At 68.5% G+C, this 13,747-nt stretch carries 12 protein-coding genes; 11 read left to right on the plus strand and 1 reads right to left on the minus strand.

The genetic code is table 11. The features are described 5' to 3' along the window. Positions 1-110 precede the first annotated feature (110 nt). The 8 genes from BLT78_RS07580 (at position 111) to BLT78_RS07615 (ending at position 6,604) form a co-directional block, all read left to right on the plus strand. Complete coding sequence (locus BLT78_RS07580; protein WP_090348390.1) at positions 111-779, plus strand: Bax inhibitor-1/YccA family protein; 669 nt, start codon at positions 111-113, stop codon at positions 777-779. 91 nt (positions 780-870) lie between these two features. Beyond that, entirely contained in the window at positions 871-1,263 is a 393-nt protein-coding gene (gene tusD, locus BLT78_RS07585; RefSeq protein ID WP_090348391.1) for a sulfurtransferase complex subunit TusD, read from the plus strand. A gap of 1 nt (position 1,264) precedes the next feature. After that, complete coding sequence (gene tusC / locus BLT78_RS07590; RefSeq protein WP_090348392.1) at positions 1,265-1,624, plus strand: sulfurtransferase complex subunit TusC; 360 nt, start codon at positions 1,265-1,267, stop codon at positions 1,622-1,624. After that, positions 1,624-1,923 (plus strand): sulfurtransferase complex subunit TusB, encoded by a 300-nt coding sequence (tusB, locus tag BLT78_RS07595; RefSeq protein WP_090348393.1) that lies wholly within the window; start codon positions 1,624-1,626, stop codon positions 1,921-1,923. Before tusC ends, tusB begins: the two co-directional genes overlap by 1 nt. Beyond that, positions 1,920-2,255, plus strand: coding sequence for a TusE/DsrC/DsvC family sulfur relay protein (locus BLT78_RS07600; protein WP_090348394.1), 336 nt, complete (start codon positions 1,920-1,922; stop codon positions 2,253-2,255). Before tusB ends, BLT78_RS07600 begins: the two co-directional genes overlap by 4 nt. Beyond that, complete coding sequence (locus BLT78_RS07605; protein WP_090348395.1) at positions 2,252-3,238, plus strand: glycosyl transferase family protein; 987 nt, start codon at positions 2,252-2,254, stop codon at positions 3,236-3,238. The genes BLT78_RS07600 and BLT78_RS07605 overlap by 4 nt, the downstream gene beginning before the upstream one ends. A gap of 59 nt (positions 3,239-3,297) precedes the next feature. After that, positions 3,298-5,946 (plus strand): DEAD/DEAH box helicase, encoded by a 2,649-nt coding sequence (locus tag BLT78_RS07610; RefSeq protein WP_090348396.1) that lies wholly within the window; start codon positions 3,298-3,300, stop codon positions 5,944-5,946. Positions 5,947-5,956: 10 nt separating this feature from the next. After that, positions 5,957-6,604: a 2'-5' RNA ligase family protein gene (locus BLT78_RS07615; protein ID WP_157719505.1), complete on the plus strand. Its 648-nt coding sequence runs from the start codon at positions 5,957-5,959 to the stop codon at positions 6,602-6,604. Here BLT78_RS07615 and speC read toward each other — a convergent pair. Then, the gene (gene speC, locus BLT78_RS07620) at positions 6,594-8,750 is read right to left on the minus strand and encodes an ornithine decarboxylase (protein ID WP_090352197.1); all 2,157 of its coding nucleotides are present in this window, start codon (positions 8,748-8,750) and stop codon (positions 6,594-6,596) included. The two genes, BLT78_RS07615 and speC, sit on opposite strands and share 11 nt — an antisense overlap. A 311-nt stretch (positions 8,751-9,061) precedes the next feature. Here speC and BLT78_RS07625 point away from each other — a divergent pair, with 311 nt between their 5' ends. From BLT78_RS07625 to rbbA, 3 genes are all read left to right on the plus strand, one after another. Beyond that, positions 9,062-9,826: a YoaK family protein gene (locus BLT78_RS07625; RefSeq protein ID WP_090348398.1), complete on the plus strand. Its 765-nt coding sequence runs from the start codon at positions 9,062-9,064 to the stop codon at positions 9,824-9,826. A 108-nt stretch (positions 9,827-9,934) separates the two neighbouring features. Then, entirely contained in the window at positions 9,935-11,002 is a 1,068-nt protein-coding gene (locus BLT78_RS07630; RefSeq protein ID WP_090352198.1) for an HlyD family secretion protein, read from the plus strand. Between the two features lie 5 nt (positions 11,003-11,007). Further along, complete coding sequence (rbbA, locus tag BLT78_RS07635) at positions 11,008-13,746, plus strand: ribosome-associated ATPase/putative transporter RbbA (protein ID WP_090352200.1); 2,739 nt, start codon at positions 11,008-11,010, stop codon at positions 13,744-13,746. Position 13,747: the final 1 nt, after the last annotated feature.

The raw sequence follows: 13,747 nt of genomic DNA on the forward strand, positions 1-13,747 counted from the left end.
ACTACCGGATAGAAACAGACTGTCAAACTCTAGTTGTCTGACCGTCATCGTGGCTTTGCTATGCTGGCGCCTGTCCGCGATGAACGAGACTATCCAGGAGGAACCTGAAGATGCGCGAACAACCCTATGCCCTGCAAAGCACGCAGGTCGCCCAGCTCGAGACCAGCAAGGTCCTGCGCAACACCTACGCCCTGCTGGCGATGACCCTGGGCTTCAGCGGTCTGGTCGCCTTTGCCGCACAGCAGGCCCACGTGCCGCACCCGGGCATCCTGATCACCCTGGTCGGCTTCTACGGCCTGTTCTTCCTCACCGTGAAGCTGCGCAACTCCGGCTGGGGCCTGCTCAGCACCTTCGCCCTGACCGGCTTCATGGGCTACACCCTCGGCCCGATCCTCGACCGCTACCTGGGCATGGCCAACGGTGCCGACGTGATCGTCAGCGCCTTCACCATGACCGCCATCGTGTTCGGCGGCCTGTCGGCCTACGTGCTGACCACCCGCAAGGACATGAGCTTCCTGTCGGGCTTCATCACCGTGGGCTTCTTCGTCCTGCTCGGCGCCATGCTGGCCGCCTGGCTGTTCGAGATCAGCGGCCTGCAACTGGCGATCAGCGCCGGCTTCGTGCTGTTCTCCTCGGCGGCGATCCTCTACCAGACCAGCGAGATCATCCACGGCGGCGAGAACAACTACATCATGGCGACCATCAGCCTGTACGTGTCGATCTACAACCTGTTCATCAGCCTGCTGCAGATCTTCGGCATCATGGGCAGCGACGACTGATCCCCCCAGCCGCGCCCTCTGGAGCCCGCCACTTTGGCGGGCTCTTTCGTTTGCGTTTATCATGGGCGGCATTGTTGCCAGGCCGCTCCAGATGAAATTCGCCATCGCCCTGTTCGCCCCGCCCCATGCTCCGTCCAGCCGCCGCGCCCTGCGTTTCGCCGAGGCGGTTCTGGCTGGCGGCCACGAGATCGTTCGCCTGTTCTTCTATCAGGATGCCGTACACCTGGCCTCCTCGCTGCCGGTCAGCGCCCAGGACGAGCTGGATCTGCCGGCGGCCTGGCGCACCTTCGTGACCGAGCACCAACTGGATGCGGTGGTGTGCATCGCCGCCGCCCTGCGCCGCGGTGTGCTGAACGCGGAAGAGGCGCAGCGCTACGGTCGCACCAGCCACAACCTGGAGGCGCCTTGGGAGCTGTCCGGCCTTGGCCAGCTGCACGAGGCGGCACAGGACGCCGACCGCCTGATCTGCTTCGGAGGCGACTGAGATGGCCAAATCGCTGCTGCTGATCTGCCGCCGCTCGCCGTGGAGCGGCCCGGCCGCGCGCGAGGCGCTGGACATCGCCCTCGCCGGAGGAGCCTTCGACCTGCCGATCAGCCTGCTGTTTCTCGACGACGGCGTGTTCCAGCTGCACGCCGGCCAGAAGCCGAAAGCCATCGAGCAGAAGGACCTGACCGCCAACCTGCAGGCATTGCCGCTGTTCGGCGTCGAGGCGCTGTACGTGGCCGCCAGCGATCTGCAACGCCGCGGCCTGAGCGCCCGCCAGTTGGCCCTGCCGGTCACCGAACTGCCCGACGCCGAACTGTCCGCCCTGCTCGACCAACACGAACTGGTGATCACCCTCTGATGGCCACCCTGCACCTGCTTTCCCGTTCGCCGTTCGCCGACGCCAGCGGCGCCAGCTGCCTGCGCCTGCTCGGCCCGCACGACGGCCTGCTGCTCTGCGGCGATGCCGTACATGCCCTGCAACCCGGCTCGCAGCCGTTCGAGATACTGCGCCAGCTACCGGCCGACAGGCCGCTGTTCGCCCTCGCCGAGGACCTCGAGGCGCGCGGCATCCCGGTACCCGACTTCGCCCAGGCGGTCGACTATCCCGGCTTCGTCGAGCTGACCCTGCGTTTCGAGCGGACCAACAGCTGGCTATGAACATGCTCCACGTACAAGGCAGGGACATCACCCTGGACAAGGACGGCTACCTGGTCGAACTGGGCGACTGGTCACCAGAAGTCGCCGAAGCGCTGGCCGCCCGCGAGGACATCGTGCTGGGCGACGCACACTGGGAAATCCTCGAGCTGCTGCGGCGCTTCTATGCCGAGTTCCAGCTGTCTCCGGCCACCCGCCCGCTGATCCGCTACACCGCGCAGCAGCTCGGCCCGGAGAAGGGCAACAGCCTGCACCTCAACCAACTGTTCCATGGCACCCCCGCCAAACTGGCCGCCAAGCTGGCCGGACTGCCCAAACCGACCAACTGCATATGACGACCCCGACCCTGGTGACTCCCGCTGAACACCCCTTCGCCCAGTTCGTGCGCATCCTCGGCAAAGGCAAGCGCGGCGCGCGCAGCCTGACCCGCGAGGAAGCCCGCGAGGCCATGGGCATGCTGCTCGACGGCAAGGTCGAGGAGGTCCAGCTCGGCGCCTTCCTCATGCTGCTGCGGCACAAGGAGGAGAGCGCCGAGGAGATCGCCGGCTTCACCGAAGCGGTGCGCGAACGCCTCAACGTGCCGCCGACCGTGGTCGATCTGGACTGGCCGAGCTATGCCGGCAAGAAGCGCCACCTGCCCTGGTATCTGCTGGCGGCCAAGGCTCTGGCCGCCGGCGGTGTGCGCATCGTGATGCACGGCGGCGGCGCGCATACCGCCGGGCGCCTGTACAGCGAGCAGTTGCTCGACCTGCTGGAGATTCCCTGCTGCGCCAGCTGGAACGATGTGGTCCACGCGCTGGATGACCGGCACCTCGCCTTCATCCCGCTGGGCGCCTGGATGCCGCGCCTGCAGCACATGATCGACCTGCGCAACACCCTCGGCCTGCGCTCGCCGATCCACTCGCTGGCCCGCGTGCTCAACCCGCTGGGCGCGCGCTGCGTGCTGCAGAGCATCTTCCACCCCGGCTACCAGGCGATCCACCGCGACGCCAGCGTGCTGCTCGGTGACCATGCCATCGTCATCAAGGGCGATGGCGGCGAGATCGAGGTCAATCCCGACGTCGACACCCACCTGTTCGGCGCCACCGCCGGCCAGCCGTGGGACGAGGAGTGGCCGGCGCTGTCGGCCCAGCGCCACGTCAAGCCGGCCGAACTCGACCCGGCGCAGCTGCTCGCCTTCTGGCGCGGCGAGCGCGAGGACGCCTACGGTCGCCTCGCCGTGCTCGCCACCATGGCCCTGGCCCTGCGTGGCCTGGGGCTCGACCGCGAAGCGGCCTTCGCCCGCGCTGCCCAACTCTGGGAGCGCCGACTGGGATGAACGGGCCGGCGGGCCAGCAATGCGCCGCGCCCGCCCCGTCTCCTGCGTGATCGACCTGCATGACCCTGTCCATCAATTCGCTACACCTGCGCGACTGGCGCCAAGCGTTCGACTCCGGCGACTTCCGGCGCGGCGCCGTCTACACGGAAGAAGGCCGCTCCCGTATCGAGCGCATCGACGACCGTCTGCTGCTCGCCGAGTGTCTGGGCAGCAGCGCGAAGCGCTACCGCCAGCGCATCCAGCTGATCGACCGCGGCGACCACTGGGACGTCGACGGCCGCTGCAGCTGTCCGGTCGGCTACAACTGCAAGCACGTGGTCGCCGCCCTGCTGACCCTTGAACAGCTGCAGCAGCAGGGCCAGCCGGTGCCCGGCAGCAGCCCGCTGCCGCCACCCGAGATCATCGACCTGCCCGCCCAGCCGCCGCAGCCGCGTCTGCTGCTGGGCAGCCACATGCGCGTGCACTACGACGCGCGCAAGGGGCGGATGATCGAGCAGACCCAGCACCGCGCGGCGTTGTCGTTCGACTATCACGGCCACGTCACCTTCGGCCGCGTCCCGCCCCGCGAGTGGCTGGTCCGGCTCGACGAGCGCCGCCAGCTGCGCATCGCCCGCCATCACGAGGCCGAGGCGGCACTGCGCCAGCGCCTGGTCGAGTTCGGCTTCGTCATCGCCCTGCGCCGCAGCGAAGCCCTGTCGGAGAGCGACGGCGAGCTGTACGAGCTGCCGGACGATGCCGCCTGGCTGCATTTCGTCCGCGAACAGCTGCCCCGGCTGCGCGAACAGGGCTGGCAGATCCGCATGCAGCCGGACTTCCAGTTCAACCTGGCGAGCCTCGGCGAATGGCACGTGGGCATCCAGGAGTCGGAGGAAGGCGACTGGTTCGACCTGGAAATGGGCATCGAGGTGGACGGTCAGCAGGTCAGCCTGCTGCCGATCCTCCTGCACGCCATCCGCCACTCGCCCTGGCTGCTGACCGGCGAGTCGCTGGCCCGCCGCAGCGACGACGAGGAGCTGCTGGTGCCGCTGCCGCGCAGCTACGGCGGGCGTCGCGTGGCGCTGCCGTTCGGCCGCCTCAAGCCGCTGCTGGCCAGCCTGGGTGAGCTGTATTTCCGCGCCGAGCAGGACGAGGACTCGGCCTGGAGCGAACGTCTGCGCCTGGGCCGCGCCGATGCCGCCCGCCTGGCCGCCTTGGAGCAGGTGCCCGCCCTGCACTGGTTGGGCGGCGAACGCCTGCGCCAGTTCGCCCGCCGCCTGCAGGAGCTGCCGCAGCAACCGGTGGCCACCCCGGTCGGCTTGCGCGCCGAACTGCGCGACTACCAGCAGCACAGCCTGGCCTGGCTGCAGGCACTGCGCGAACTCGAGGTCGGCGGCATCCTCGCTGACGACATGGGCCTGGGCAAGACGCTGCAGACCCTGGCGCACATCCTCGCCGAGAAGGAAGCCGGACGGCTGACCAGCCCGGCGCTGATCGTCATGCCCACCAGCCTGATCCCCAACTGGCAGGACGAGGCGGCCCGCTTCGCCCCCGAGCTGCGCGTGCTGGCCCTGCACGGCGCCCGGCGCAAGGGCCTGTTCGAGCAGATCGACCAGCACGACCTGGTGCTGACCACCTACGCCCTGCTGCCGCGCGACCTCAAGCAGTTCAATGGCCGCCACTGGCACCTGCTGATCCTCGACGAGGCGCAGAACATCAAGAATCCGCGCAGCCGCGCCGCCCAGGCGGCCGGCCAGCTCAGCGCCAGCCAGCGCCTGTGCCTGACCGGCACACCGCTGGAGAACCACCTCGGCGAGCTGTGGTCGCTGTTCAATTTCCTGATGCCGGGCTGGCTGGGCGACAACAAGGCGTTCACCCGCGTTTATCGCACGCCGATCGAGAAGCACGGCGATGCCCTGCGCCTCGCCCACCTGGTCGCGCGGGTCCGGCCCTTCCTGCTGCGCCGTACCAAGGAGCAGGTCGCGCGCGAGCTGCCGCCGAAGACCGAGATCACCCAGCGCATCGAACTGAGCGACGTACAGCGCGACCGCTACGAGACCCTGCGCCTGGCCATGGACCGGAAGGTGCGCGCCGAGATCCAGCGCCTCGGCCTCGGCCGCAGCCAACTGGTGATCCTCGAGGCGCTGCTGCGCCTGCGCCAGGCCTGCTGCGACCTGCGCCTGCTGGGTGACGAGGGCGCCGAACACACCAGCGCCGACTCCGGCAAGCTCACCGCCCTGCTGGAAATGCTCGAGGAACTGATCGCCGAGGGCCGCCGCGTGCTGCTGTTCTCGCAGTTCACCAGCATGCTCGGCCTGATCGAGCAGGAGCTGAAGGCACGCCGGATCGCCTACGCCAAGCTGACCGGCGCCACCCAGGACCGCCGCGCACCGGTGGAAGCCTTCCAGGGCGGCAAGGTGCCGGTGTTCCTGATCAGCCTCAAGGCCGGCGGCGCCGGCCTCAACCTGACCGCCGCCGACACCGTGATCCACTTCGACCCCTGGTGGAACCCGGCCGCCGAAGCCCAGGCCAGCGACCGCGCCTACCGTATCGGCCAGGACAAACCGGTGTTCGTCTACCGCCTGATCGCCCGCGGCAGCGTCGAGGAGAAGATCCAGCAGCTGCAGGAAAGCAAGGCCAGCCTGGCACGCAGCGTGCTGGAGGGCGGCGGCCAGGGCGAGTGGACGCTGAGCGAGGCGGATCTCGACGCCCTGCTCGCGCCGCTGGCCTGACGCACCCGCGGTGCTGTTCTCCGACCCGCGGCAGGCACCGGCGCAGAGCATCGCCTGCGAACGGCGCGACTATCCGGAATGGCACCGCGGGCGGCCGCGCTACGCCGTCTGGACGGTGCCGGTCGACTGCCCGCGAGTACTCGCTCGCCTTCAGCGCGCCCAGCAGCACCTGGGCGCCTGGCTGCACGTGGGCTACCGGCGCCAGGCGCACATCACCCTGTTCGTCTGCGGCTTTCCGGCCGAGCAGCCGCACTTCGACGACGATTTCCCCGGCGAGCGCCTCGCCGCGCAGCTCACTGCCCTCGACACCCTGGACGCCAACCGGTTCGAGCTGCAGATCGGTGGACTGGACAGCTACGCCAGCGCTCCTTTCCTGACCGTCGCCGATCCACAAGGCCGGCTGGCGCAACTGCGCACGGCGCTGGCCACACACAGCACGGAAATCCGCCAGGCACCCTATCACCCGCACCTGACGGTCGGCCTGTACGCCCGCACCCTGCCGCGGCAGACCTTGCGACAACGACTGGGCGAATTCAGCGACAGCGCGCCTCTGACCCTGACCGTGCGGGAACTGCACTACAGCACCTACGCCGCCGCCGAGCTGTTCGGCACGCTGCGCTGCGAGCGGCGCGTGGTGCTGAGCGCCACTATTCCCTGATCACGTAGCCGTAGGCACGCTTGCGCCCGTCGGCCTCGCGCTGCAGGTAGACGCCCTGGATTTCAGGCTCGAAACCGGGCAGTTCGTTGACGCCCTGCTCCAGGGCGAGGAAGTAGCTGAGCGCCGCACCGCCCCATACCTCGCCGGGCACCACGCAGAGCACCCCCGGCGGATAGGGCAAGGCACCTTCGGCAGCGATGCGCCCGTCGATCTCGGCCAGCGGCACCAGCTCCACCTGGTTGCGCAGCAGATGCTGGTTGGCCTCCCAGGGCGTCATCGCCTGGCGGGGGAAGTGCTCCTTGCGGAACATCCGCTTCTGCAGCTGGTTCATCCCGTGCTGGCGGTAGAAGTCGTGCATCTCCTGGCACAGGCGGCGCAGGGTATAACCCGCGTACTTCTCGTGGCCGGCATGGATCGCCGGCAGCACCTCGGCCAGCGGCGTGTCGTTGTCCAGATGGCGCTCGAACTGCGCCAGATGGGCCACCAGATGCTGCAACTTGGCGAAGTTGTCCGACGGGGTGAGCAGGAACAGGATCGAGTTGAGGTCAGCCTTCTCCGGGACTATGCCGTTGGAGCGCAGATAGTGGGCGAGCACCGCGGCCGGCACGCCGAACGAGGCGTAGCCGCCAGTGGCCGGATCGATGCCCGGGGTGGTCAGCAGCATCTTGCACGGGTCGACGTAGTACTGGTCCCTGGCGTAGCCGGCGAAGTCGTGCCAGGCGTCCTCCGGGCGGAATTTGAAGAAGCGCAGGTCGTCGATGATCATCTCGGTGTCGTGCTCGGCCCACGGCCGGCCGTCGACCAGCGCCGGGATGAACGGCTTGATGTACTTGCAGGTGCGCAGCATCAGCTTGCGCGCGTCCACACCGTTCCTGATGCACTCGCGCCACAGGTTGCGCCCGGCCAGGCCAGCGTGCATCTGCGCGTTGACGTCGAGGGCAGCGAAGATCGGGTAAAACGGGCTGGTCGAGGCATGCATCATGTAGGCGTTGTTCAGCCGCTTGTGGTTGCAGTAGCGCGGCTGACCCTTGATGTGGCGGTCCTTCTTGTGGATCTGCGACGACTGCGAGAAACCCGCCTGCTGCTTGTGCACCGACTGGGTGACGAACAGCCCCGGATCGTCCGGCCCCAGCTCGAGCAGCAGCGGCGAGCTGTCATGCATCATCGGGATGAACTGCTCGTAGCCGACCCAGGCCGAGTCGAACAGGATGTAGTCGCACAGCCTGCCGATACGCTGCACCACCTGGCGGGCGTCGTAGATGGTCCCGTCGTAGGTGCCGAGCTGGATCACCGCCAGTCGGAACGGCCGCTCCAGTTGCGCCCGCGCCGGATCGACCTCGGCGATCGCCGCACGGATGTAGTGCTCGTCGAAGCAGTGCGCATCGATGCCGCCGATGAAGCCGTAGGCGTTGCGCGCCGTCTCCAGGTACACCGGCCGGGCGCCGCAGAGGATCAGCGCTCCGAGATGGATGGACTTGTGGTTGTTGCGGTCGAACAACACCAGGTCGTCCTTGGCCAGCAACGCGCTGGTCACCACCTTGTTCGAGGTCGAGGTGCCGTTGAGCACGAAGTAGGTCTTGTCGGCGTTGTAGATGCGCGCGGCGTTCATCTGCGCATCGCGGGCCGGCCCCTCGTGGATCAGCAGGTCGCCGAGCTTGACGTCGGCATTGCACAGGTCGGCGCGGAACACGTTCTCGCCGAAGAACTCGAAGAACGCCCGCCCCAGCGGGTGGCCGCGAAAGAACTGCCCACCCTGGTGGCCGGGGCAGTCGAAGGCCACGTTGCCGGTCTTGACGTACTCCTTGAGCGCCTTGAAGAAAGGCGGGTAGAGCTTCTGCGCGTAGGTTTCGCCGGCCTTGGCGATGCGCTGGCCGTTGAAGTGGCGCTCGCCCTTGCCCACCTGCAGCGTGCCGGCGATGCGCGAGAGGATGTCCTCCGGCACCACCTCGCCCGGCCGCAGGGCGACGAACAGCGGGATCGGGAAGCCGGTATGGCTGATCCGGGCCAGCACCTCGCGCGCCTCGTCCGCCGGCGCCACCACTGCGCCCACATTGGTGAAGTCGGTGGTGGCCAGGTCGATCTTCTCGTAGTCGAGGATGAAGCTGTCGAACAGCGACGGCGGGCAGGCAAGCTTGAAGGTGCTCATGGTGGTCTCCATGCCGACGGCGGGGCTTTCCTGAATCTAGCCAGCGGCGGCGGCTTTGCCAGCCACTGGAGCCGGTGATGGACGCTGCAAGGCAGCGGATCACGCGCCGGCGGCCCTGCCCCCCCGGCCTGATTAACCGCATCATGGGGAGGTGCGACTCGTCTACTCCAGCTCTCCAATTCATTATGTTCAATAGCGTAAATCATAATGCGACACCCCGGTGCGGCCACGCGCCATTCGCCCCGTCGCGGCGGCCGACCGTATAATCCGTCCGTCAATTTCGCAGCCGGCCGGAGGGAATCGCCGCCGTCATGCCGATCAAGTACGCCCGCCGTCTCACCGACCGCCGTCGCTCGCGACAGAGCAACCGCCAGCTCGGCCTGTGCCTGGCCTTCATCGCCGGGGCGGCGAACGCCGGCGGCTTTCTCGCCGTGCAGCAGTACACCTCGCACATGACCGGCATCGTCTCCTCGATGGCCGACAACCTGGTGCTGGGCAAGACCGACCTGGTGCTGGGCGGCCTCGGCGGCCTGCTGTCGTTCATCGGCGGCGCCATCACCTCCACCCTGCTGATCAACTTCTCGCGCCGGCGCCGCCTGCACGGCCAGTTCGCCCTGCCGCTGCTGCTCGAGGCCGCCCTGCTGCTGTGCTTCGGCGTGCTCGGCGCATGGCTGATGGCGATTCCGGGCTTCTTCGTGCCGCTCACGGTGATGCTGCTGTGCTTCATCATGGGGCTGCAGAACGCCATCATCACCAAGCTCTCCAATGCGGAGATCCGCACCACCCACGTCACCGGGATGGTCACCGACATCGGCATCGAGCTGGGCAAGGCGCTCTATGTCAACCGCCACGCGCGCCCCGATCAGCTCCCGGTACGCGCCAATCGCGAGCGCCTGCGCATCAATGCGCTGCTGGTCGGCTGCTTCTTCGTCGGCGGGGTGAGCGGTGCCTTCGGTTTCCACCACTTCGGCTTTCTCGCCACCGTGCCGCTGGCGGCGCTGCTGCTGACCCTGGCGCTGGTGCCGGTGCTGGACGACCTGCGCCTGGCCTGGCAACTGTGGCGCCGCCGCCACTGAGGCGGCGCAACGCCGCGCCGGCGTGCTCCGCGTAGTCCGCCTGGGCGATAGGCAATGCACGGCCGGTCTGATAGATAGAGGGAGCGCCCTCGCAAACGGATGGACGAGATGAATCAACGCAAATGGATCACCCGCAGCCTCCTCCTCGCCGCGCTGGCCGGCGCCGGCTGGCTGGTCTGGCAGGGGCTGCAGCCCAAGGGTCTCGGCGATGGCTTCGTCAGCGGCAACGGGCGCATCGAGGCGACCGAGATCGACGTGGCCACCAAGCTGGCCGGGCGCATCGCCGCCATCGAGGTCGACGAGGGCACCTTCGTGCAGCCCGGCCAGGTGCTGGCGCGCATGGATACCACGGTGCTGCAGGCGCAGCTCAGCCAGGCCGAGGCCCAGGTACGCCAGGCGCAGAACGCCATCCACACCGCCCACGCGCTGGTCGCCCAGCGGGCAAGCGAGAAGGCCACCGCCGAAGCGGTGGTGCTGCAGCGCCAGGCCGAGCTGACCGCCGCGCAGAAGCGCCACCAGCGCACCGAGGCGCTGGTCAAGCGCAACGCCATGGCGCTGCAGCAGCTCGACGACGACCTCGCCGCCCTGCAGAGCGCCCAGGCCGCGCTGGCCGCGGCGCGCGCCCAGGTGCTCTCCGACCAGGCCGCCATCGAGGCCGCGCGCTCCCAGGTGATCGAGGCCGAATCCGCCGTCGAGGCGGCCAGGGCCACGGTGACCCGCCTGCAGGCCGACATCGACGACAGCGCGCTGAAGACCGACCGTGTCGCCCGCGTGCAGTACCGCGTAGCGCAGTCCGGCGAGGTGCTCGGCGCCGGCGGCAAGGTACTCAATCTGGTCGATCTGGCCGACGTGTACATGACCTTCTTCCTGCCCGAACGCCAGGCCGGCCTGGTGGCCATCGGCAGCGAAGTGCGCGTGGTGCTGGACGCCGCTCCAGAGTTCGTGATCCCGGCCCGGGTCAGCTACGTCGCCAGCGTCGCCCAGTTCACCCCCAAGACGGTGGAAACCGCCAGCGAACGGGAGAAGATGATGTTCCGCGTCAAGGCGCGCATCGACCCGGCGTTGCTGCGCAAGCATCAGGAGCAGGTGAAGACCGGCCTGCCCGGGGTCGCCTGGCTCAAGCTGGATGAGACGCTCGAGTGGCCGGCGCAGCTGCAGGTCAAGGTTGCGCCGTGAGCGACATGCCACGGACGGTCGCCCGGCTGCAGCAGGCCGGCCTCACCTACGGTCGTACCCACGCGCTGGACGACGTCAGCCTGGAGATACCGGCGCAGCGCATGGTCGGCCTGATCGGCCCGGACGGCGTCGGCAAGTCCAGCCTGCTGGCGCTGGTCGCCGGCGCCCGGCAGATCCAGCGAGGCACCATCGAGGTGCTCGGCGGCGACATGGCCGACAAGGACCACCGCCGCGCGGTCTGCCCGCGCATCGCCTACATGCCCCAGGGGCTGGGCAAGAATCTCTACCCGACGCTGACGGTGTTCGAGAACCTCGAATTCTTCGCCCGCCTGTTCGGCCAGGCCCGCGCGGAGCGGCGCTGGCGCATCGACGAACTGACCCACAGCACCGGCCTGCACCCGTTCCTCGAGCGCCCGGCCGGCAAGCTGTCCGGCGGCATGAAGCAGAAGCTCGGCCTGTGCTGCGCGCTGATCCACGACCCTGACCTGCTGATCCTCGACGAACCGACCACCGGCGTCGATCCGCTGTCGCGCAACCAGTTCTGGGAGCTGATCGAGCGCATCCGCGCCGGCCGCCCACAGATGAGCGTGCTGGTGGCCACCGCCTACATGGACGAGGCGCAACGCTTCGACCATCTGGTGGCGATGGACGCCGGCCGGGTGCTGGCCACCGGCACGCCGGCCGAGCTGCTCGCCCGCACCCACAGCACCAGCCTGGAGGAGGCCTTCATCCGCCTGCTGCCGGAAGAACGGCGCCAGCATCACCAGGCACTGGTGATCCCGCCGCGCCAGGCCAGCGACAGCATCGCCATCGAGGCGCACGGCCTGACCATGCGCTTCGGCGACTTCGTGGCGGTCGACCGGGTGAACTTCCGCATCGAGCGCGGGGAGATCTTCGGCTTTCTCGGCTCCAACGGCTGCGGCAAGACCACCACCATGAAGATGCTCACCGGCCTGCTGCCGGCCAGCGCGGGCGAAGCCCTGCTGTTTGGCAAGCCGGTGGACCCGCACGACCTGCAGACCCGCCAGCGGGTCGGCTACATGTCGCAGGCCTTCTCGCTGTACAGCGAACTGAGCGTGCTGCAGAACCTCGAACTGCACGCACGGCTGTTCCACATTCCGTCGGAGCGCCGCGCCGCGCGCATCCGCGAGATGCTCGAGCGCTTCGAACTCGCCGACGAGGTGGACAGCCTGCCCGACAACCTGCCGCTCGGCGTGCGCCAGCGCCTGTCGCTGGCGGTGGCGGTGATCCACCAGCCGGAGATCCTGATCCTCGACGAACCCACCTCCGGGGTCGATCCGATCGCCCGCGACGGCTTCTGGGAGCTGCTGATCCAACTGTCGCGCGAGGAAGGGGTGACCATCTTCATCTCCACCCATTTCATGAACGAGGCGCTGCGCTGCGACCGCATCTCGCTGATGCACGCGGGCAAGGTGCTGGACAGCGACACGCCGCAGGCGCTGATGGCCAGGCGCGGCCTGCCGACCCTGGAGGCGACCTTCATCGCCTACCTGGAGGATGCCCTGGCCGGTGACGCGGACACCCGGGAGGCCAGCCATGCCGCTGCTGCCGCCGCCCGCCCGGCACCGAGCCGGCTCGCCGGCAGCGCCGAACAGCACGCGCGCTTCAGCCTGCGCCGCCTGCTCAGCTACAGCCGCCGCGAGGCCATCGAGCTGCGCCGCGACCCGGTGCGCGCCCTGCTGGCGATGCTCGGTACCGTGCTGCTGATGTTCATCATGGGCTACGGCGTCAGCTTCGACGTGGAGAATCTGAGCTACGCGGTGCTCGATCGCGACCAGACCACCACCAGCCAGAGCTACCTGCTGAACATCGCCGGCTCGCGCTACTTCATCGAGAAGGCGCCGCTACACAGTCACGCCGAGCTCGACCGGCGCCTACGCAGCGGCGAGATCAGCCTGGCCATCGAGATCCCGCCCGGCTTCGGTCGCGACCTCAAGCGCGGCGACCGTCCGCAGGTGGCGTTCTGGATCGACGGCGCCATGCCGGTGCGCGCCGACACCATCAAGGGCTACGTGCAGGGCCTGCACGCCAGCTACCTGCAGGAGCTGGCCCGCGAGGCCGGGGTCGACGCGACCCAGCCGGCCGAGGTGGCCATCCGCTACCGCTACAATCCCGACGTGCAGAGCCTGCCGGCCATGGTGCCGGCGATGATCCCGATCCTGCTGATGATGATCCCGGCGATGCTCACCGCCCTCGGCGTGGTGCGCGAGAAGGAGCTGGGCTCGATCACCAACTTCTACGTCACGCCGACCACCCGCCTGGAGTTCCTCCTCGGCAAGCAGCTGCCCTACGTCGGCCTCGCGATGATCAACTTCTTCACCATGGTGCTGCTGGCCGTCTACGTCATGGGCATCCCGCTCAAGGGCAGCCTGCTGACCCTGAGCCTCGGCGCCCTGCTCTACATCATCTGCTCCACCGGCCTGGGCCTCTTGATGTCGTCGATCCTGCACAGCCAGATCGCGGCGATCTTCGGCACCGCCATCGCCACCCTGCTGCCGGCGATCCAGTTCTCCGGACTGACCCACCCGGTGTCGGCGCTGGAGGGCGCCAGCGCCTTCATCGGCCAGCTGTACCCGACCAGCCACTTCCTGATCATCAGCCGCGGGGTGTTCTCCAAGGCGCTCGACCTGGGCGAGCTGCTGCCCTACTTCCTCCCCCTGCTGCTGGCCATCCCGGTGCTGACCCTGGCCAGCGTTGCCGGCCTGCGCAAGCAGGAGAAGTGAC

This window comes from Pseudomonas oryzae (assembly GCF_900104805.1).
Taxonomy (GTDB): domain Bacteria; phylum Pseudomonadota; class Gammaproteobacteria; order Pseudomonadales; family Pseudomonadaceae; genus Geopseudomonas; species Geopseudomonas oryzae.

Bases quoted from the DNA above. Each gene is read 5' to 3' on its own strand.
- BLT78_RS07580 (WP_090348390.1), top strand. From the start codon at position 111: ATGCGCGAACAACCCTATGCCCTGCAAAGCACGCAGGTCGCCCAGCTC.
- tusD (WP_090348391.1), top strand. From the start codon at position 871: ATGAAATTCGCCATCGCCCTGTTCGCCCCGCCCCATGCTCCGTCCAGC.
- tusC (WP_090348392.1), top strand. From the start codon at position 1,265: ATGGCCAAATCGCTGCTGCTGATCTGCCGCCGCTCGCCGTGGAGCGGC.
- tusB (WP_090348393.1), top strand. From the start codon at position 1,624: ATGGCCACCCTGCACCTGCTTTCCCGTTCGCCGTTCGCCGACGCCAGC.
- BLT78_RS07600 (WP_090348394.1), top strand. From the start codon at position 1,920: ATGAACATGCTCCACGTACAAGGCAGGGACATCACCCTGGACAAGGAC.
- BLT78_RS07605 (WP_090348395.1), top strand. From the start codon at position 2,252: ATGACGACCCCGACCCTGGTGACTCCCGCTGAACACCCCTTCGCCCAG.
- BLT78_RS07610 (WP_090348396.1), top strand. From the start codon at position 3,298: ATGACCCTGTCCATCAATTCGCTACACCTGCGCGACTGGCGCCAAGCG.
- speC (WP_090352197.1), bottom strand. From the start codon at position 8,750: ATGAGCACCTTCAAGCTTGCCTGCCCGCCGTCGCTGTTCGACAGCTTC.
- BLT78_RS07625 (WP_090348398.1), top strand. From the start codon at position 9,062: ATGCCGATCAAGTACGCCCGCCGTCTCACCGACCGCCGTCGCTCGCGA.
- BLT78_RS07630 (WP_090352198.1), top strand. From the start codon at position 9,935: ATGAATCAACGCAAATGGATCACCCGCAGCCTCCTCCTCGCCGCGCTG.
- rbbA (WP_090352200.1), top strand. From the start codon at position 11,008: ATGCCACGGACGGTCGCCCGGCTGCAGCAGGCCGGCCTCACCTACGGT.